Consider the following 18,799-nt stretch of genomic DNA (forward strand, 5'->3'; position numbering starts at 1 on the left):
GCGCGCTCGTCGGCCTCCTCGCGGGTGCGACGGGCGGCCTGCTCGGCACTGGAGCGCATCTCCCGGGCCTCGTCCTGGGCGAGCCGCAGCATCCGCTGCAGCCGCTCGGACAGGCCCTCCATGGAGTCCGGCGGCGCCGCCAGCCGGTCGATCTGGGCGCGGAGCTCCTCGACGTGCGCGCGCGTGCGGTCGAGCGCCCGGGCGAGCTCGGAGGCCTGGGCCACGGCCGCGTCACGGTCGGCGGTGAGGATGCGCAGATCGGCCTCGACGCGGTCGAGGTGCTCCTCGACCTGGCCGCGGTCGTACCCGCGGCGGACGACGTCGAAGCCGGTGCCCAGAGGCAGCAGATCACGCTCTCCCGACGGCATCTCCCCAGGTTACTAGGGCCCTGTGCGACACGGCCACGGACGGGTGAGGAACACGCCGTCCCTCCCGGGATCGCCCCCGGTCACACGGGTGGTGAGTCCGGTCACCCGTCTGCCGCGCCCCCGGAACGCACGAACGGCCGGCCCCTCACCGTCGAAGGTGACGGACCGGCCGTCCGTGCCGTGGGGCCGGTGGGTCAGACGCCCCGGAAGCGGTTGATCTCCGTCAGGTGCTTCTCGCGGAGCTCGGGGTTGGTGACGCCGAGGCCCTCCTCGGGCGCGAGGCAGAGCACACCGACCTTGCCCTGGTGGCTGTTGTGGTGGACGTCGTTGGCCGCCTCGCCGGTCTCCTCCAGCGCGTACGTCTTCGACACCGTGGGGTGGATCTTCCCCTGGGCCACCAGCCGGTTGGCGAGGTAGGCCTCCTTGTAGTTCGCGAAGTGCGACCCGATGATCCGCTTGAGGTTCATCCACAGGTAGCGGTTGTCGTACTGGTGCATGAAGCCCGACGTCGAGGCGCAGGTGACGATCGTCCCGCCGCGCTTGGCGACGTAGACCGAGGCGCCGAAGGTCTCGCGGCCGGGGTGCTCGAAGACGATGTCGGGGTCGTCGCCGCCGGTCAGCTCACGGATCTTCGAGCCGAACCGCTTCCACTCGCGCGGGTCCTGGGTCTCGGGGTCCGACCAGAACTTGTAGCCCTCGGCGGAGCGGTCGATGATCAGCTCGGCGCCCATCCTGCGGCAGAGTTCGGCCTTCTCGGGCGAGGAGACGACACAGACCGGGGTGGCGCCGCCGTTGAGGGCGAACTGGGTGGCGTAGGAGCCGAGGCCCCCGGAGGCGCCCCAGATCAGCACGACGTCGCCCTGGGTCATGTTCGCGCCGTTGTGGCTCACGAGCTGGCGGTAGGCCGTCGAGTTCACGAGCCCGGGCGAGGCGGCCTCCTCCCACGTGAGGTGGTCCGGCTTGGGCATGAGCTGGTTGGTCTTGACCAGCGCGAGGTCGGCCAGGCCGCCGAAGTTGGTCTCGAAGCCCCAGATGCGCTGCTCGGGGTCCATCATCGTGTCGTCGTGGCCGGCGGGGCTCTCGAGCTCCACCGACAGGCAGTGCGCGACGACCTTGTCGCCGGGCTTCCACATCTGGACGCCGGCCCCGACCTTGAGCACGACGCCGGACAGGTCCGAGCCCACCACGTGGTAGGGCAGGTCGTGGCGCTTCGCCAGCTCGGAGATGCGCCCGTAGCGCTTCAGGAAGCCGAACGTGGAGACCGGCTCGAAGATCGAGGTCCACACGGTGTTGTAGTTGATGGCGCTGGCCATCACGGCGACCAGCGCCTCGCCGGGGGCGACCTCGGGCGTCGGCACCTCGTCGAGGTGCAGCGACTTGCGCGGGTCCTTCTCCTTGGCGGACATGCCGGCGAACATCTCGGCCTCGTCGGCGTGCACCGTGATGCCCCGGTAGGACTCGGGGACGGAGACGCCGTTCAGGGCGGCGGTGTCGTCGGCGAGGATGGCGTCGCGGATTTCGTGCACGGTCAGATGCCTCCGGGGGTGTCGGTTGGCGGAAGGCTACCGACGGGTAGGGACGGCGGAGAAGGTGGCTGTGACGGGTCTCAGTGGCCGGCGGCGGGTTGCACCAGCTCGACGAGCACCCCACCGGTGTCCTTGGGGTGCACGAAGTTGACCCGGGAGTCGGCCGTGCCGCGGCGCGCGTTCTCGTAGAGCAGGCGCACGCCCTTCTCGCGGAGTTTCGCGGCGGTGTCCTCGACGTCGGTGACCCGGTAGGCCACCTGCTGCAGGCCGGGGCCGTTGCGGTCGATGAACTTGGCGATCGTCGAGGACTCGTCCAGCGGCGCGAGCAGCTGGATCGCCGCCGCTCCGGAGGCGTCGCCCGGCGCGTGGAGCATCGCCTCGCGGACGCCCTGCTCCTCGTTGGTCTCGGTGTGCGTGGCCTCGAGGCCGAGGGTCTGCGCGTACCAGTCGATGGCCGCGTCGAGGTCGGGCACGGCGATGCCGACGTGGTCCACGGCCACGATGCCGACGCTCGAGTCCACCAGTGCAGTCATGCTTGGGACAGTAAGCGACTGAATCGAGACGCACAGCAGGTGACGGCCACCACCCCGACCTCGGACGGGTGAGCCCCTCCGGGCGGCCCGGTGGTGCGGCGCGGGATGCCAGGATCGCCCGCGTGGCGGCTGGCACGGACCTCGACGACCTCGTCGCGCGCGCCCGGGACGGCTCCCCGCGGGCGGTGGCCCGGCTGATCTCCCTCGTGGAGGACGGGGGCCCGCTCGTACGGGACCTCGCCGCCGCCCTGGCCCCGCACACGGGGCACGCGGTCGTCGTCGGGCTGACGGGGTCGCCCGGCGTCGGGAAGTCGACGACGACGTCGGCGCTGGTGTCCGCCCTGCGGGCCGACGACCGCCGGGTGGGCGTGCTGGCCGTCGACCCCAGTTCGCCGTTCTCGGGGGGCGCGCTGCTCGGCGACCGGGTCCGGATGAGCGAGCACGCCACCGACCCGGGGGTCTTCATCCGCTCCATGGCCACGCGCGGCCACCTCGGCGGGCTCGCGGCGGCGGCGCCCCAGGCGCTGCGGGTGCTCGACGCGGCGGGGTGCGACGTCGTGCTCGTCGAGACCGTGGGGGTCGGCCAGTCCGAGGTGGAGGTCGTGGCCCTGGCCGACACCACCGTGGTGCTGCTCGCACCCGGCATGGGCGACGGTGTGCAGGCGGCGAAGGCGGGCGTGCTGGAGATCGCCGACGTCTTCTGCGTCAACAAGGCCGACCGCGAGGGCGCCGACGCGACCGTGCGCGAGGTGCAGAACGCCATGGCGATGTCGCGGCGCGAGAGCGGTCCGGGCTGGCGGACCCCGGTGGTGCGGACGGTCGCCTCGGCAGGCGTGGGCGTCGACGAGCTGCTCGCCGCGATCGACGCCCACCGGGCGTGGACGGTGGCGCACGGGCGGGGCGACGAGGGCCGGCGGCGCCGGGCCCGCGCCGAGGTCGAGGCCATCGCGCTCGCCGACCTCCGGGCCCAGCTGCGCGCGGTCTCGGGCTCCGCGGCCCTGGACGCACTGGCCGGCGACGTGGCCCGTGGCGGGCTGGACCCGTTCGCGGCCGCGGACCGGCTGCGGGCGGCGGCCACCTCGTCCGGCGGCGAGGCCGGGGTTGACGGGGAATGACTCACCGCGTGTCGCTCCCGAGATGACGGTTGGTGAGTCGATAGCGTCGACCTCCGGTGGAGGGAGTCGACGATGCTGTGCTGGTGGGTGGTCGGGGTGCTGGCGCTCCTGGAGACGGCGGGCTTCGCGGGGCGCGTCCGGCGGCACCGGCGGCGGGGGTCGCACCGGGGTCGGGACCGCGCCGCGATGCGCGACTGGCCCGGGGACAAGCCCATGTGAACGCTTCTGGTCGTCCTGGCGACCGGAACCGTTCACATGGGCGGCAGCCCCAGGGTCGGCAGCGCGTCGGCGAGCCACGGGATGATGATCGTGACGGTGGGGACGACGACGAGCGCGACCGCGGCGAGGTAGGTCCCGGCCGAGAGGGCCCGGCCACCGCGCACGTGGGCGCGGACCCGGTCGCGGCGCATCAGGACGTCGCCGTGCTCGGTGCTCGTCCCGGTGCTCGACGCGAACGCGTCGAGTGCCCCGGCCATCGCCTCGTCGCCGTGGCGCCGCCGCCCGGCGTCGTCGGCGAGCATCTCCAGCAGCAGGGTCACGGCGTCGCGGGCCTCGCGGCTGCGGACCACCACGGGGAAGGCCTGGTGCAGCGCGGTGAAGGCCTCGCGGACGAGGTCGTGGCGCGCGGCGAGGTGGGCCTGCTCGTGGGCGACCACGGCGCGCAGCTCGTTCGGGCAGAGCGTGTCGAGCGCGGCCCCGGTGACCACCACCCGGCCCTCGCGCCCGACTCGGCCGGGCACGCAGTAGGCGAACGGGACCGCGCCGTCGAGCACGCGGAGCACGGTGCCGGAGCCGAGCGAGCCCAGGGCGTCGTTCTGCTCGGCGCGCGCGAGCAGGTCGACCATGTCGCGGTGGCGGGCCCGGCGCACCCGGGTCCGGACGGCGAGCAGCACCAGGACGCCCAGCAGGCGCGCGACGATCAGGCCGGCGAGGACCGCGGCGACCCCGACCGCGATCGCCAGGGGGAGCCCGGTGCGGTCCTGGGGGTGGGTGAGGACCCGCAGCAGCGCCTCCGGCGCGGCGAGGGCACTCCCGACCGCAGCGAGCACTGCGGCGACGGCGACGGCCTGCCACAGGACGATCGCGGCGCGGGGCACGGCACGGGGCCACCGGGCCCGGGCGAGCAGGGCAGGCACGGGCCCGGCGAGGACGAGGGCGAGCCCCGTCAACCACACCGACGCCATGACACGTCAGTGTGGCGCCCCGGTGCCCCTTCTCACGACTCGGGTGATCGCGGGGGCGGCGCGGTCGGCGTGTCGAGCGCCCGGCGCAGCGCCGCGGCCTCCTCCGGGCCCACGCGGTCGACGAACGCGACCAGCGCCGCGGTGCGGTCCTCGCCGACGTCGCCCAGCGCGTCGATCATGAGCTCCGCGGCCATCTGCTCGCGGCTCGACGTGGCGGCGTAGCGGTAGGCCTTGCCGTCGCGCTCCTGGCGGACCAGGCCTTTCTTGGCCAGTCGGCCCAGCACCGTCATGACGGTGGTGTAGGCGAGCTCGCGCTCCAGGTGGTCGTGCACGTCACGCACGGTGAGCGGCCCCTCGGCCGACCACAGCTGGGCCATGACCGCGCGTTCGAGCTCTCCGAGGGCCACGCAGGTGAGTGTACTGCGCGACACGGTGTGTCAACGAGCCCCGTCGTACTACGCTCAGTCGTAGGTACTACGACCTGTCGTACTTCCCGGGTCGTGGGCCCCGCCCGCGAAGGGAGGCGCGTCGTGACCGCACTGGAGCTCTCACGGCTGCAGTTCGCCGTCGTCACCGTCTACCACTACCTGTTCGTGCCGCTGTCGATCTCGCTCTCGGCGCTCACGGCCGGGCTGCAGACGGTGTGGTGGCGGCGGCGCCGGGCCGGGGTGGACGACCCGCGCCTCGGCCGCGTCACGATGCTCGTCGGGAAGCTGCTGATGGCGACGTTCGCGGTCGGCGTCGTCACGGGGCTGGTCCAGGAGTTCCAGTTCGGGCTCTCCTGGTCGGCCTTCGCGGAGTACTACGGCGACGTCTTCGGCCCGACGCTCGCGGTCGAGGGGATGCTCGCGTTCTTCCTCGAGGCGACCTTCCTCGGGCTGTGGTGGTTCGGCCGGGACCGGCTGCGGCCGCTGGTGCACCTCGCGACGATCTGGGTGGTCGCCGTCGGGACGCTGATCTCGGCCTACGTCATCCTCGCGGCCAACGCATTCATGCAGCACCCCGTCGGCGTGGCCCTCGACCCGGCGACCGGGCGCGCCCGGCTGGCCGACTTCGGCGCGCTGCTGACCAACGAGGTCGTGGTCGCGTCCTTCCCGCACACCATCGCGGGGGCGTTCATGGCCGGCGGGGCGCTGCTCCTCGTGATCGGGGTGTGGCGGCGGTGGCTCCCGAGTGCCAGCGAAGCGTCGACGCTTGCAGCCAGTGGCAGTGAAGCCGCTTCGTCGAGGCCCGACGAGGCGCCCACCTGGCGGCTCCTCGCCCGCGTCGGGGCGTGGACCACGCTCGTCGGGGGCGTCGCGGTGGCGCTGACCGGCGACGCACTGGGCAAGGTCATGACCGAGGTCCAGCCCATGAAGATGGCCGCGGCCGAGGCGCTCTACGAGACCACCTCGCGCGCCCCGTTCTCGGTCTTCGCCGTGCCGCTGCCCGGCCACACCCAGCCGGTCTCGCTCGACATCCCGTGGCTGCTCAGCGTCCTGGCGACCGGCGACCCCACGGCCACCGTGCAGGGCATCGACGACCTGCAGGCCCAGTACGTCGCGGCGTTCGGGCCCGGGGACTACACGCCCTGGATCCCGGTCGCCTACTGGACCTTCCGGCTCATGATCGGGTTCGGGGTGCTGGCGACGGCGGTCGCGGCGTGGGTGCTGTGGCGCACGCGGCGCGGCCGGGACCTGGAGCCGACGGGGCGCGGCTGGTTCGCGCTCGGCGACCGGTGGCTGGTGCGCTTCCTGCCCGTGATCCCGGCGCTGCCCGCGGCCGCCGCGACCGTCGGGTGGCTGTTCACCGAGACCGCGCGCCAGCCCTGGCTCGTCTTCGGGCTCTTCCGCACCGCCGACGGCGTCTCGCCGACGCTCACGCCCACCGAGCTGGGGCTCTCCCTCGCCGGGTTCGCGCTGGTCTACGGCGTGCTCGCGGTGGTCTGGGTGCGTCTGGTGCTCCACGTGTCCCGCGCGGACCTCGTGGACCTGCACCCCGATCCGGTCGAGGCGCCCGCGCCCGACCCCGTGCTCGAGCCCAGCTACTAGACAGGAGGCCGGTCATGGACCTCGCGACCATCTGGTTCGCCCTCGTGGTGCTGTGCTGGGTGCTCTTCGCCGTGCTCGAGGGCTTCGACTTCGGCGTCGGCGTGCTCGCCGGCGTCCTCGGACGCGACGACCACGAGCGCGGCGCCGCCATCCGCACCGTCGGGCCGGTCTGGGACGGCAACGAGGTGTGGCTGGTCGCCGCGATCGGGGTGACCTTCGCGGCGTTCCCCGTCTGGTACGCCGCGCTGCTCTCGGGGCTCTACCTGCCCATGGTCGGCCTGCTGCTGGCGCTCGCGGCGCGGGGGGTCGCCCTGGAGTTCCGCGGCAAGGTCGACTCCGCGGCGTGGCGGCGCCGCGCGGACGTCGTGCTCGGGGTGTCGTCGCTGCTGTCCGCCGCCGGCGTCGGCGCGGTGCTCGCGCTGGCGACGACGGGTCTCGCGCTCGGCCCGGGCGGGGCGGTGGCGGGCGACGGGATCGGCCGCTCGCTGGCGCCGCTGGTGTCCGCGCCGGCGCTGGTCGGGGCGCTGGTCGGGGTGCTCGCCGCGCTGCTGCAGGGCGCCGCGTTCCTCGGGCTGCGCACGACGGGCCCGGTGCGGGTCCGGGCGCGCCGCGTCGCGGTGCTGACGGCGGGGGCGCTCGCCGTCGTCGTCGCGGTGCTGGCCGGGGTCGCGGCGCCGGTCGCCGCACCGGTCGCGGCCCTGGCCGTCGTCGCCGGGGTGGCGGCCGCCCGTCGTCGGGAGGGGCTCGCGTTCGGCGCGGCCTCGCTGACGGTGCTGGGCGGGGTCGTCGCGGCCTTCGCCGCCCACGCACCCGTCGTGCTGCCCTCCACGCTCGGGCCGGCCTTCTCGCTGACCGTCGCCGGTGCCGCCGCGTCGCCCGCGGCGCTCGAGGTGATCACGGTCGCCGGGGTGCTCGTCCTGCCCGGCGTCGTGGCCTACCAGGCCTTCTCGTACTGGGTGTTCCGGCGGCGGGTGGCCAGTGGGCGGGAGGTGACGGCGTGACCGGGCCCGTCGACCCCCGCCTGCTGCGCCTCGCCCGCCCGGCGCTGCCGGGGCTCGCGGCCCAGGTGGCGCTCGGCGTCGTCGGGGCGGTGGCCGACGCCGCCGCCCTGGTGGCGGCCGGGCTGCTCGTCGCGGCGCTCGTGGACGGCTCGGCGCCGGACACCGCGCTGACCGCCCTGGCGGCGGCCCTCGTCGTGCGGGCGCTCGTCGCGGCGGTGGCGCCGCGCGTGGCGGCCGGGACCGCGGACCGTGTCGTCGAGCCGCTGCGCGAGCGGCTGCTCGACGCCCGTGACCCCGACGCCGAGCGGCGTGACCCGGGCGGGCGCCGGCGGCGCGAGCTCGCCTCGGGCGGGATCGACGACCTGCGGGCGTGGTTCACCGCCTACCTGCCCGCGCTGGTCCTCGCGGCGGTGCTGCCGCCGCTGGTGCTACTCGGGCTCGTGGTGGCCGATCCGACGTCGGCGCTGGTCGTGGTCCTCACGCTGCCGTTGCTGCCGGTGTTCGCGGCGCTGGTCGGGTGGGCGACGCGGGCCCGCGCGGCCCGCCAGTGGGCGGCGGGGGAGCGGCTGGCCGGCCACGTCCTCGACGTCGTCTCCGGCCTCGCGACGCTGCGGCTGTTCGGCCGCGCGCGCCGGCAGGTCGACGAGGTGGCCCGCGTCGGGGAGGCGCACCGCCGCGCGACCGGTTCGGTGCTGCGGGTGGCGTTCCTGTCCACGACGGCGCTGGACCTGGTCGCGACGGTCTCGGTCGGGCTCGTCGCGGTGTCGGCGGGTCTGCGGGTGGTCGACGGCTCGCTCGGGCTGGGGCCGGCGCTCGTCGCGATCCTGCTCGCGCCCGAGGCCTACCGGCCGATCCGCGAGGTGGGTGCGCGGTTCCACGACACGGCGCGGGTGTCGACGATCATGGACGGAGTCCATGTGAACGGAATCGGTCGCCCTGACGACGACGATCGTTCACATGGCGTCGGCCTCCGAGGCGTCCGCGTCCGCTACCCCGGCCGCCGCGGCGACGCGCTCGTGCTCGACCGGCTCGACGTCGGGCCCGGCGAGCTCGTCGCGCTCGCCGGGGAGTCGGGCGCGGGCAAGACGACGCTGCTGCGCGTGCTCTCCGGCGCCGTGCGCGCGGACGCGGGGACCGTCGCCGTCGGGGACCCGCTGCTCCTGCTCCCGCAGCGGCCCACGCTGCCGCACGCCCGGACGGTGGCCGCGGCCCTGACCGACGCCCCGGTGCCCCGGGACCGGCTGCTCGTGGTGCTCCGCGCTCTCGACCTGCCCCTCGACCCCGACGACCCGCTCGCCGAGGAGGGCAGCTCGGTCTCCGCCGGGCAGCGCGAGCGGCTGGCGCTGGGCCGCCTGCTGCTCGCCCTCTCCGACGACCCGCGCGCCACGGTCCTGCTCGACGAGCCGACGGCCCACCTCGACCCCGACGCCGAGGCCCGGGTGCTGGCGCTGCTGCGCGCCGCCGCCGACCGGGGCGCCGCGGTCCTCGTCGTCGCCCACCGGCCGGCCGCGCTGGCCGCCGCGGACCGGGTGGTCACGCTGGCGCGGCCGCCCGCCGCCACCGAGGCCGCTCCTCGGCCGCCGCGGCGCACGGCCGAGCGCCCCACCCCGGCCGGAGCGCGGCGGGGCACCACGGCGGCCGGGGTCGCCCTCGGCGCCGGGTCGGTGCTCGCCGGGCTCCTGCTCACCGCGGTCGCGACGTGGCTGATCGTGCGCGCCGACGCCCGGCCGCCGGTGCTCACGCTCTCGGTCGCCGTGGTCCTCGTGCGCGCCGCCGCGATCCTGCGCCCGCTGCTGCGCCACCTCGAGCGGCTGGCGGTGCACGACGCCGCGCTCGCCCGGGTCGCCGGCTGGCGCCGGGTCCTCGTCGCGACCCTCGTCGACCGGGTGCCCGGAGCGGTCGCGGGGCGCCGGGGCGAACTGCTCGCGCGGGCCGTCGACGACGTCGACGTCCGCCTCGACGGCCTGGTCCGCGGGCGCGCGCCGCTGCTGGTGGCCGCGGTCGTCCTGCCGGTCGTCCTCGTCGTCGCGTGGCTCGCGGTGCCGACGACGCTGCCCGCGCTCGCCGTCGGGCTCGGGACGGCGGCCCTCGTCGTCCCCGCCCTCGCGGCCGCCGCCGCCCAACGGGACGGGCAGGCGCTCGACGGGGCGGGCGAGCGGCTGCGGGCGGCCGTCATCGAGACCGTGGCGGCGCGCGAGGAGCTCGCCGCGCGGGGTCGGGACGCGGCGCTCGCCGTCGTGCGGGACAGCGTCGCGGCGCTCGCGCGGGTGCGGCGTCGGGTCGCGGTCCGGGAGGGGCTGGCCGACGGCGCCGCGCACCTCGGGCTCGCGCTCGCCGCCCTCGGCGCGGCCGTCGCCGCGGCGGGCCTGGGATCAGGGGCGTCGCCGGAGCTCGTCGGGATCGTCGTGCTGCTGCCCACCGCGCTCGCCGGAACGGTGCTCGCCCTGCCCGGGGCGGCGCGGGCCGTCGTCCGGGGTGGGCAGGCCCGGGGCCGGCTCACCGCGCTCGCGACGAGCCCGGTGCCCGCCGTCGACCCGGTGCGTCCCAGGGCACTGCCGGCCGGATCCGACCTCGGCGTCCGCGGCCTCACGGCCGGTTGGGGAACCACGCCGGCGCTGCGCGACGTCGACCTCGACCTGCCCGCAGGGGCCCGCGTCGCGGTGACCGGCGCGTCCGGGTCGGGCAAGTCGACCCTCGCGGCAGTGCTGCTGCGCCTGCTCGACCCGGCGTCGGGACACGTGGTGCTGGGCGGGGTGCCGATCACCGAGCTGGCCGGCGACGACGTCCGGCGCCGGATCGGGCTGCTCGGCGAGCACGACCACGTCTTCACCGCGACCCTCCGCGCGAACCTGCTCCTGTCCGCGCCCGACGCCGACGACGACCGGCTGCTCGCCGCGCTGCGCCGGGTCCGGCTGGGCGGGTGGGTCGAGGGCCTCGTCGAGGGGCTGGACACCGTCGTCGGCCCGGACTCGGTGTCGGGCGGGGAGCGGCGCCGGCTGGCGGCCGCGCGGCTCGTGCTGGCCGGCCCGGAGGTCCTCGTGCTCGACGAGCCCACCGAGGGCCTCGACGCCGGGACCGCCGAGGCGCTCATGGCGGACCTGCTGGACACGTCCGCGACGGTCCTGCTGCTGACCCACCGCACCGAGGGCCTGGACCGGATGGACCGGGTGCTGCGCCTCGAGGACGGCCGGCTCACGACCTCCGCGCGAGGGGAACCATCGGTCGCTCTATCCGGCTGAGGGTTCCCCTCGCGGTCGGGGCGGCGGACATCAGGTGAAGTCGCCGGCGGCGCGGCGGACCTTCGCGAGCAGCGCGGTCAGGGACGTGACCTCGTCGTCGGAGAGCCCGGCGAGCCCGAAGTCGATGGCCGTCACCGACGCCGTCGCCTCCTCGCCGCGACGGCGGCCCGCGTCGGTGATCTCGACGAGGGTGGTGCGCTTGTCGGTGGGGTGCGGGCGGCGGCGCACCAGCCCGGCGGCCTCGAGGCGGTCGACGATGTTGGTGATCGACGTCGGGTGCAGCTGCAGCCGCTGCCCCATGAGGCTCATCGGCAGCGCGCCGGACCGGGAGAAGCGCAGCAGCACGAGCGCCTCGTAGCGGGCGAAGGTCAGCTCGTGGGGTCGCAGGGCGGTGTCCACGGCCTGCTGGAGGATCTGCTGGACCCGGAACACGCTGGTCACCGCGGCCATCGGGGCCGACGGACCGATCTTGGCCGTCCAGATCTGCGCGGCCCGGGCGATCGGGTCGAACGGGAGGGGATCGGACGCGGCCATCAGGCGCGGAATCTAGCACCGGCCCCCGGCCCGACCTGGCACGCTGGATCCGTGATCGTCGCCTTCAGCGTCGCGACCTCCGGGCCCGCCCCCGACACCCCCGACGCCCCGGTGTCGGACTCGGTCAGCGAGGCCGTGGCCGCCGCGGTCCGGGTGGTCCGCGAGTCCGGCCTGCCGCACGAGACCACGGCGATGTTCACCTCCGTGGAGGGCGAGTGGGACGAGGTGATGGACGTCGTGAAGCGGGCGACCGAGGCCGTCGGGCGCTACGGATCGCGGGTGTCCCTCGTGCTCAAGGCCGACATCCGGCCCGGCTGGACCGGGCAGATCGCCGCCAAGGTGGCGCGGGTGGAGGAGCACCTGGCCGCCGAGGACGGCTGAGGGGCAGCCGGGGCTCGAGCGAGTAGGCACTTGATCATGCCGCTGGCACCAAGGCGCCGGTGCCCTCGACATGATCAACTGCCTACTCGATCCCGCGCGGTCCTCTCGGGAGACACCGCGACCTCCTCGCACGGGCGGAGCCGGGCACCGCCGCGGCGCGCCGACTGGCAGGATTGACGGCGTGGCACGCCCCGATCCTCGCCAGCAGGCCGCGCAGGCGGCCGCGATGTCGTCGGCCATGGCCGGCGCCGTCGACCTGTCCGGCCTCAAGGCCCGCGCGGAGCAGCGCGGTGCCGCCCCCCGCGGAGGGCCCGCCGACGCCGCCCCGCAGGCGCCCGCGGCCGACGCCGGCGCACCCGTCGTCGAGGGCGCGCCCCCGCCCGCCGGGGCGTTCGTCGTCGACGTCACCGAGGACAGCTTCCAGACCGAGGTCCTCGAGCGGTCGATGACGGTGCCCGTCGTCGTCGACCTCTGGGCCGAGTGGTGCCAGCCCTGCAAGCAGCTCTCCCCGACGCTGGAGAAGCTCGCCAACGAGGCCGGCGGGGCCTGGATCCTCGCGAAGGTCGACGTCGACGCGAACCCGCGCATCGCGCAGATGTTCCAGGTGCAGTCGATCCCGACGGTGTACGTCGTGGTCGCCCAGCAGCCCGTGACGTCGTTCTCCGGGGTCCAGCCGGAGACCGAGCTGCGGGGCTGGATCGGGCAGATCCTCGACGCGCTGCGCGACCGGATGCCGGGCATCGCCGAGGCCGAGGCCCGCGCCGCACAGGGCGGCGGCGCGGCGGAGCCCGAGCCCGAGCCGGAGGACCCGCGGTTCACCGCCGCCGAGGACGCCCTCGAGCAGGGCGACTACGACGCCGCGATCGCCGCCTACGAGCAGATCCTCGCCGCGGAGCCGGCCAACGCCGAGGCCCAGGCCGCGCTCGCCCAGGTTCGGTTCATGTCGCGGGCCGAGCAGTCCGACCCGACGGCGGTCTCGCGGGCCGACGCCGCGCCCGACGACGTCGAGGCCCAGAAGGCGGCCGCCGACGCGGAGCTCGCGGCCGGCCGGGTGGAGGCCGCCTTCGACCGGCTCGTGAAGACGGTGCAGCGCACCGGTGGGGAGGAGCGCGACGCCGCCCGCGAGCACCTCGTCGGACTGTTCGAGCTGTTCGCGCCCGACGACCCGCGGGTCACCGGTGCGCGGCGGGCCCTCCTCCGGGCTCTGTACTGAGGATCAGCTCAGGCAGCGCTGGGCGCCGCCGGTGACGCCGCCGCGGAAGTCCTCGATCCGCGCATAGGCGCCGCCCGCGGCGGTGGCGCCGTCGGTGCCGCGCGCCGCGGAGTCGTCGCGCTCGAGCAGGCCCACGGCCTCGTCGAGGTCGCCGGGGGAGAGGCTGAAGTCGCTGCCGGTGCCGCCGACGTCGCCGGTGTACGCCCCGGCGAGGCACAGCGCCGTCGTCCCGGCCTGCGCCCCGGTCGTCGGGCGCCCGAGGGCGGCCATCGCCGCCAGGGCGTACCGCGAGGCGATGACGGTGCCGCTCGCGTAGTCACCGATGCCGTCGTGGATGCGGGCCAGTCCCCGGTCGTCCACGGCGAGCGTCGGGGGCCCGCCCCCGGTACAGAGGTCCACCGCGTCCCGGCCGCAGCCCGCGCCGCCCTCGCGGATCGCGGGGGCGGTCCACGTGCCGCCGCGCTGGCGGACGAGCCCGCCGAAGTAGCGGTCGAGGTCGGTGCCCATGGCGCGCACCAGGTCGGGCAGCGGGAGGTTCCCGCCGCTCTGGGCGTCGGAGAGGGTCGCGAAGGACTGCTGGGTGAAGGCCCGGTTCTGCAGCGTCATGCCCGCACACGCGGGGGGCCCGTCGTCGTAACCGTCCTGGAAGGAGGAGACGCGGTCGAAGGCGTTGCCGTGGGCGCGGTCGTCGGCGGCGTCGGTGCCGACGGGGTCCCGGAAGGTGATGAGCGCGCTCATCGCGGCGTCGATGCCCTTCTCGCCGGTGCGCAGGTCGGGGGTCTGACCGTCGTGCACCGCGCGCAGGAAGGTGCCCGCGTAGCAGTCGGCCTGGCCCTCGGAGAGGATCGTCGGCGCGCCGGAGCCCAGGCCCGCGGCGGCCCGCGACGACTCCTCGAGCCGCTGCTGCACGGCGTGGCCGAACTCGTGGGCGATGACGACGGCGACCGCGGAGTCCCCGAACTTCTGCCGGAGCACGGGCAGGAGCGAGGCGCGGTCGTAGGCGATGATGTCCGCCCGCGGGCAGTAGAACGCGTTGCCCTCGACCTCGGAGGCGCTCTGGGTGCACGGCGGCCCCGGCCCGTCGCGTGAGGAGTCCACCGAGAAGTAGCCCTTGAGCGGGGTGAAGCGCGCGCCGCCCGCGAGCGCCGGGAACTGCCCGCCCCACCACGTCTCGAGGTCGTGCAGCACCGCGGCGGCGAGCCGGTCGTCGTCGCCGCCGTCGTTGCCCTGGACGAAGCCCGGGTCGATCCCCGCGGTCACCGCCGAGGACGCGAACGCCTGCCCGTCGACCGAGGCGGCGCACCCGCCGGCGAGCAGCGCGACGACGGCGCACACGACCGCCGCCACCGACCCCGCCCTCGCCCGCACCCGTTCAGTGTGGGGCAGCGCCCCCGGTCGTGGGGGTCGAACGAGGTGATCGGGGGCCGGGCCGACGCGTGAGGGGCGCCGTCCTGGCGTCCGATGTCAGGAAGGTGCCGTTGCTGGCGTCCCGGCGGCGGCCGCGGGCTCCGACGACGGGTCGTGCACCAGCCACAGCACCCCGGAGGCCGGGAGCGTCATCTCCGCCGACGCCGGCCGCCCGTGGGTCGACACCGACGCGGCGAACACCGAGCCGTAGTTGCCGGCCCCGTCGCCGCCGTAGACGTCCGCGTCGGTGTTGAGCAGCTCGCGCCACCGGCCCGCGCGGGGCAGGCCCACCCGGTAGCGGTCGTGCACGATGCCGGAGAAGTTCGCGACGCACACCAGCTCGGGCGTGCCGGGCGGACCCTGGCGGACGAAGGAGAAGACGTTGCCGGCCGAGTCGTTCGCGTCGATCCACGAGAAGCCGGCCGGGTCGGTGTCGGCCGCCCACAGCGCCGGGTGGTCGCGGTAGACGGCGTTGAGGTCGGCGACGAGCCGGGAGACGCCGGCGTGGAGTGGGTCGTCGAGGAGCTCCCAGTCCAGGGAGCGCTCCTCGGACCACTCGCGGACCTGCCCGAACTCCTGGCCCATGAAGATCAGCTGCTTGCCGGGGTGGGCCCACATGTAGGCCAGCAGCGCGCGCAGACCCGCCGCCTTGCCGTGGTCGCCGCGGCCCATCTCGGGCATGCGGGTCCACAGCGAGCCCTTGCCGTGCACCACCTCGTCGTGGCTGAAGGGCAGCACGTAGTTCTCCGACCAGGCGTAGGTCAGCGAGAACGTCATCTGGTTGTGGTGGTACCCCCGGTACATCGGGTCGCGCATGACGTAGTCGAGGGTGTCGTGCATCCACCCCATGTTCCACTTCATGCCGAACCCGAGGCCGCCGAGATGGGTGGGCCGGGTGACGCCGGGCCAGGCCGTCGACTCCTCGGCGATCGTCACCACGCCGGGGTGGGCCTTGTAGACCGTGGCGTTGACCTCCTGGAGGAACGACACCGCCTCGAGGTTCTCGCGCCCGCCGAACTTGTTCGGCACCCAGTCGGTGCGCGAGTAGTCGAGGTAGAGCATCGAGGCGACGGCGTCGACGCGCAGCCCGTCGACGTGGAACTCCTCGAGCCAGTACAGCGCGTTCGCGACGAGGAAGTTGCGGACCTGGGAGCGCCCGAAGTCGAAGACGAGCGTGCCCCAGTCGTGCTGCTCGCCGCGCCGCGGGTCGCCGTGCTCGTAGCAGGGCGTGCCGTCGAAGCGGGCCAGCGCCCAGTCGTCGCGGGGGAAGTGCGCGGGCACCCAGTCGACGATCACGCCGATCCCGGCCCGGTGCAGGGTGTCGACGAAGTAGCGGAAGTCGTCCGGGGTGCCGAAGCGTGAGCTCGGCGCGTAGTAGGAGCTGACCTGGTAGCCCCAGGACCCGCCGAAGGGGTGCTCCGCGACCGGCAGCAGCTCGACGTGGGTGAAGCCCTGCGTGGTCAGGTAGTCCACGAGCTCGTCGGCCAGCTCCCGGTACCCGAGGCCCTGGCGCCACGAGCCGACGTGCAGCTCGTAGACGCTCATCGGCTCGGCGTGCGGGGTCGAGCGGGCCCGCTGCGCGAGCCAGGCGGCGTCGGACCACTCGTGGGTGGAGGTGGTGACCACCGACGCGGGCGTCGGCGGGAGGTCCGCGGCGAACGCCATCGGGTCGGCCTTGTCCAGCCAGTGCCCGTCGGCGGTGAGGATCCGGAAGCCGTAGCGGGTCCCGACACCGACGCCGGGCAGGAAGATCTCCCAGACGCCGGACCCGAGTGCGCGCATCGGGGTGGCGACGCCGTCCCAGCTGCCGCGCTCGGGCGCCCAGTCGCCGACGACGCGCACGCCGCGCGCGTTCGGGGCCCACACCGTGAACGACGTGCCCTCGACCGGCCCGGAGGGGGTCGGCCAGCGCCGGAAGTGGGCGCCGAGCGCGTCCCAGAGCCGCTCGTGGCGTCCCTCGCCGATCAGGTGCAGGTCCACCGGGCCGAGGACGGGGGAGAAGCGGTAGGGGTCGTCGACGATCGTCTCGACCTCGTCGCCGTGCGTGTCCCCGCCGGACTCGTCGGTGCGCCGCACCGCCAGCCGGTAGTGCGGCAGCGGACCCGGGACGGTGCCCGCGAACAGCCCGGCCGTGCCCACCGGCGCGAGCGGGTAGCGACCAGCCGTCGGGCCCGCCTCGATGACGACGTCGACCTCGTCGGCGCCCGGCTGCAGCGTCCGGACGACGACGGTGCCCGGCGAGTCCGGGCGGCGGTGAGGTCCGAGGACCCCGTGCGGGTCGCGGTGCGAGCCCTCGAGCAGCAGGTGCAGGTCGAGCTCCCCGGGCGCGACCGGGAGCGGGCCCGTGGACGGCGACGAGGTGGAGCGGGTCATCGGCGGTGTGACTCCGGAGGTGTCGGGCGGTGATGCGGGGGACGGACGGTCCTGGTCTCTACCCCGCGGGCCGGGGTGGCCAACCAGGGGCGGCGCGCCGGCAGGCGGGCGGGCTCAGGGGCCCGTGAGGAGACGCTCCATGGAACGGAGCGGGATGGCCAGCCAGTTCGGCCGGTTGCGGGTCTCGTAGAGCACCTCGTACACGGCCTTGTCGAGCTCGTAGGCCCGGAGGACCGCGAGGTCGGCCCGGGGGTCGGCCCCGGCGATCGCGGCGTAGCCGTCGCAGAACGAGGACCGGTTGCGGTCGGCCCACTCCTGGGCGCGCCGCTGCAGGTGCGACGGCGGCGAGGACGTGTCCCCGGTGCCCGGCTCCCACTCGGCGAGCTGGTGGAACGCGGCGTAGTCGAACGAGCGGAGCATCGCGGCCACGTCCCGCAGCGGGGAGTCGGGGCGCACCCGGTCGGAGAGCGGCCGGGAGGGCTCGCCCTCGAAGTCGATGACCAGCCAGCCGCGCGGCGTGCGCAGCTCCTGGCCGAGGTGCAGGTCGCCGTGGATCCGCTGCACCACCAGCCCGGTCGAGGCGGCGGAGTTGACGCCCTCGAGTACGGCCGCGATCTCGTCGCGGCGCGCCGCGACCTCCGGGACCGCGTCCGCGGCGTGCTCGAGCCGGGCCAGCATCCAGTCCGCGACCGCGCGCACGCCCTCGGCGTCGAGCCGGGTGGTCCCCAGGGCCCGGGCGAGCTCGGTGTGCACCGCGGCCACCGTCTTGCCCAGGCGCATAGCCTCGCCGGCGAAGTCGCCGCCGACCTCGTCGGGACGCAGGTCGCCCTCGGCGAGCAGGTCGCGCACGCTGGTCAGGGCCATGGCCCAGCCGTCGGCGGAGTTCGACGCGTAGTCCTGCAACATCGCCACCGACATGGGCACGACCCCGCCGGCCCCGTCGGGCAGCTCGCCCTCGATCGCCCCGAGCAGCGGGGCGACCTCTCCGGAGTGCTCGCGGCCCAGCGCCCGGTGCAGCTCCAGGTCGGGGTTGAGCCCCGCGGTGGCGCGGCGGAAGAGCTTGAGGATGGCGCGCTCGCCGTAGATCACCGACGAGTTCGACTGCTCGCCCAGCAGCGGCCGGCCGGGCCCGACGATGGGGGCCTCGGTGTCGGGCTCGGGGACGAAGCGCAGCGACCCGACGGTCGCGCCGGAGACGATCATGGAGAGCAGCAGGCGGCTGATCTCGCCGTCGGCCAGGCCGTCGTAGACGGTCCGGCCGCCGACGCTGCCGATCACGGCGTGCTCGAGGTCGCCCTTGAGCCCCGGGCGGGAGCCGAGCAGCAGCTGGAACCAGTCCTCGGGCCCGCCGTCGGCGAACTCCACCGCGATCACCGCGTGGGCGACGGCGGGCGACGCGTCGGGTGCGGTGATGTCCTGGTGGCCGACGATGCGCAGCGCCGAGATCGCGCGCCCCTTCGCGGCGAACCAGCGCTGCCCGGGCAGCCACTCCACCAGCGCCGGGATCAGGGCCTCGAGCGCGGGGGCCTCGGTGGGCGCTCCTGTCTGGTCGGCCGTCATCAGCGCTCCTGGGACGGGTGGATGGAGAACCAGTAGAAGCCGTGTCCCGGCAGCGTCAACAGGTACGGCAGCTCACCGATCGCGGGGAACGGGACCCCGCCGGTCAGCTCGGTGGGCGTCCAGTCCTTCCAGGCGATCAGGTCGAGCTCCACGGGCTGGGGGAAGCGGGACATGTTGTTGACGCACAGGACGACGACATGGATGCCCTCCTCCTCGTCGACGAACTCGCGGACGTAGGCCCGCACCGACGAGTTCGACCCGCCGAGCTCGTGGAAGTCACCCAGCCCGAACCCCGGGTGCTGCTTCCGGATCTCGATAATCCTCCGGTTCCAGTG

17 protein-coding genes are annotated in these 18,799 nt (G+C 75.2%); 7 read left to right on the forward strand and 10 right to left on the reverse strand.

Annotated features, from left to right (window positions below):
• The 3 genes from AC0CYZ_RS08140 to mce form a co-directional block, all read right to left on the reverse strand.
• Positions 1-368: DivIVA domain-containing protein (locus AC0CYZ_RS08140; RefSeq protein ID WP_472214095.1), on the reverse strand; the 368-nt coding region annotated here is incomplete at its 3' end.
• A 194-nt stretch (positions 369-562) separates the two neighbouring features.
• On the reverse strand, positions 563-1,894 hold the full coding sequence (gene ccrA / locus AC0CYZ_RS08145) for a crotonyl-CoA carboxylase/reductase (protein WP_472214097.1): 1,332 nt from the start codon (positions 1,892-1,894) through the stop codon (positions 563-565).
• A gap of 80 nt (positions 1,895-1,974) precedes the next feature.
• Positions 1,975-2,427 carry a methylmalonyl-CoA epimerase gene (gene mce / locus AC0CYZ_RS08150; protein WP_472214099.1) on the reverse strand — a complete coding sequence of 151 codons (453 nt, stop codon included), beginning with the start codon at positions 2,425-2,427 and terminating at the stop codon, positions 1,975-1,977.
• Positions 2,428-2,549: 122 nt separating this feature from the next.
• On the opposite strand from mce, the gene meaB reads away from it, so the two are divergent.
• Together meaB and AC0CYZ_RS08160 are read left to right on the forward strand one after the other, a co-directional pair.
• Positions 2,550-3,542 (forward strand): methylmalonyl Co-A mutase-associated GTPase MeaB, encoded by a 993-nt coding sequence (meaB, locus tag AC0CYZ_RS08155; protein ID WP_472214101.1) that lies wholly within the window; start codon positions 2,550-2,552, stop codon positions 3,540-3,542.
• A gap of 72 nt (positions 3,543-3,614) precedes the next feature.
• Complete coding sequence (locus tag AC0CYZ_RS08160; protein ID WP_472214103.1) at positions 3,615-3,761, forward strand: hypothetical protein; 147 nt, start codon at positions 3,615-3,617, stop codon at positions 3,759-3,761.
• Between the two features lie 32 nt (positions 3,762-3,793).
• On the opposite strand, the gene AC0CYZ_RS08165 is transcribed toward AC0CYZ_RS08160, so the two are convergent.
• Together AC0CYZ_RS08165 and AC0CYZ_RS08170 are read right to left on the reverse strand one after the other, a co-directional pair.
• A complete protein-coding gene (locus tag AC0CYZ_RS08165) occupies positions 3,794-4,726 on the reverse strand; it encodes a M56 family metallopeptidase (protein WP_472214105.1) in 933 nt (310 codons plus the stop codon).
• 32 nt (positions 4,727-4,758) lie between these two features.
• On the reverse strand, positions 4,759-5,133 hold the full coding sequence (locus AC0CYZ_RS08170) for a BlaI/MecI/CopY family transcriptional regulator (protein WP_472214107.1): 375 nt from the start codon (positions 5,131-5,133) through the stop codon (positions 4,759-4,761).
• A 123-nt stretch (positions 5,134-5,256) separates the two neighbouring features.
• Here AC0CYZ_RS08170 and AC0CYZ_RS08175 point away from each other — a divergent pair, with 123 nt between their 5' ends.
• Genes AC0CYZ_RS08175 through cydC form a run of 3 tightly spaced genes read left to right on the forward strand, consistent with a single transcriptional unit; the run spans position 5,257 to position 10,996 of the window.
• A complete protein-coding gene (locus AC0CYZ_RS08175) occupies positions 5,257-6,756 on the forward strand; it encodes a cytochrome ubiquinol oxidase subunit I (protein ID WP_472214109.1) in 1,500 nt (499 codons plus the stop codon).
• A gap of 14 nt (positions 6,757-6,770) precedes the next feature.
• Positions 6,771-7,757 (forward strand): cytochrome d ubiquinol oxidase subunit II, encoded by a 987-nt coding sequence (gene cydB, locus AC0CYZ_RS08180; protein WP_472214111.1) that lies wholly within the window; start codon positions 6,771-6,773, stop codon positions 7,755-7,757.
• Positions 7,754-10,996, forward strand: coding sequence for a thiol reductant ABC exporter subunit CydC (cydC, locus tag AC0CYZ_RS08185; RefSeq protein WP_472214113.1), 3,243 nt, complete (start codon positions 7,754-7,756; stop codon positions 10,994-10,996). Before cydB ends, cydC begins: the two co-directional genes overlap by 4 nt.
• Before the next feature lie 30 nt (positions 10,997-11,026).
• Here the strand turns inward: cydC and AC0CYZ_RS08190 are convergent, their stop codons facing one another.
• On the reverse strand, positions 11,027-11,530 hold the full coding sequence (locus tag AC0CYZ_RS08190) for a MarR family winged helix-turn-helix transcriptional regulator (RefSeq protein WP_472214115.1): 504 nt from the start codon (positions 11,528-11,530) through the stop codon (positions 11,027-11,029).
• Positions 11,531-11,581: 51 nt separating this feature from the next.
• Between AC0CYZ_RS08190 and AC0CYZ_RS08195 the strand changes: the two genes are divergently transcribed.
• The gene (locus AC0CYZ_RS08195) at positions 11,582-11,911 is read left to right on the forward strand and encodes a thiamine-binding protein (protein ID WP_472214117.1); all 330 of its coding nucleotides are present in this window, start codon (positions 11,582-11,584) and stop codon (positions 11,909-11,911) included.
• A 238-nt stretch (positions 11,912-12,149) separates the two neighbouring features.
• A complete protein-coding gene (locus AC0CYZ_RS08200; protein ID WP_472214127.1) occupies positions 12,150-13,124 on the forward strand; it encodes a tetratricopeptide repeat protein in 975 nt (324 codons plus the stop codon).
• 3 nt (positions 13,125-13,127) lie between these two features.
• Here the strand turns inward: AC0CYZ_RS08200 and AC0CYZ_RS08205 are convergent, their stop codons facing one another.
• The 4 genes from AC0CYZ_RS08205 to AC0CYZ_RS08220 form a co-directional block, all read right to left on the reverse strand.
• Positions 13,128-14,492 carry a neutral zinc metallopeptidase gene (locus AC0CYZ_RS08205; RefSeq protein WP_472214119.1) on the reverse strand — a complete coding sequence of 455 codons (1,365 nt, stop codon included), beginning with the start codon at positions 14,490-14,492 and terminating at the stop codon, positions 13,128-13,130.
• 96 nt (positions 14,493-14,588) lie between these two features.
• A complete protein-coding gene (gene glgB, locus AC0CYZ_RS08210) occupies positions 14,589-16,904 on the reverse strand; it encodes a 1,4-alpha-glucan branching protein GlgB (RefSeq protein ID WP_472214121.1) in 2,316 nt (771 codons plus the stop codon).
• 114 nt (positions 16,905-17,018) lie between these two features.
• Positions 17,019-18,464 (reverse strand): maltokinase N-terminal cap-like domain-containing protein, encoded by a 1,446-nt coding sequence (locus AC0CYZ_RS08215; RefSeq protein WP_472214123.1) that lies wholly within the window; start codon positions 18,462-18,464, stop codon positions 17,019-17,021.
• Positions 18,464-18,799: alpha-glucosidase C-terminal domain-containing protein (locus tag AC0CYZ_RS08220; protein WP_472214125.1), on the reverse strand; the 336-nt coding region annotated here is incomplete at its 5' end. The genes AC0CYZ_RS08220 and AC0CYZ_RS08215, both read right to left, overlap by 1 nt.

The sequence above is a fragment of the Actinomycetospora sp. genome (assembly GCF_055612215.1).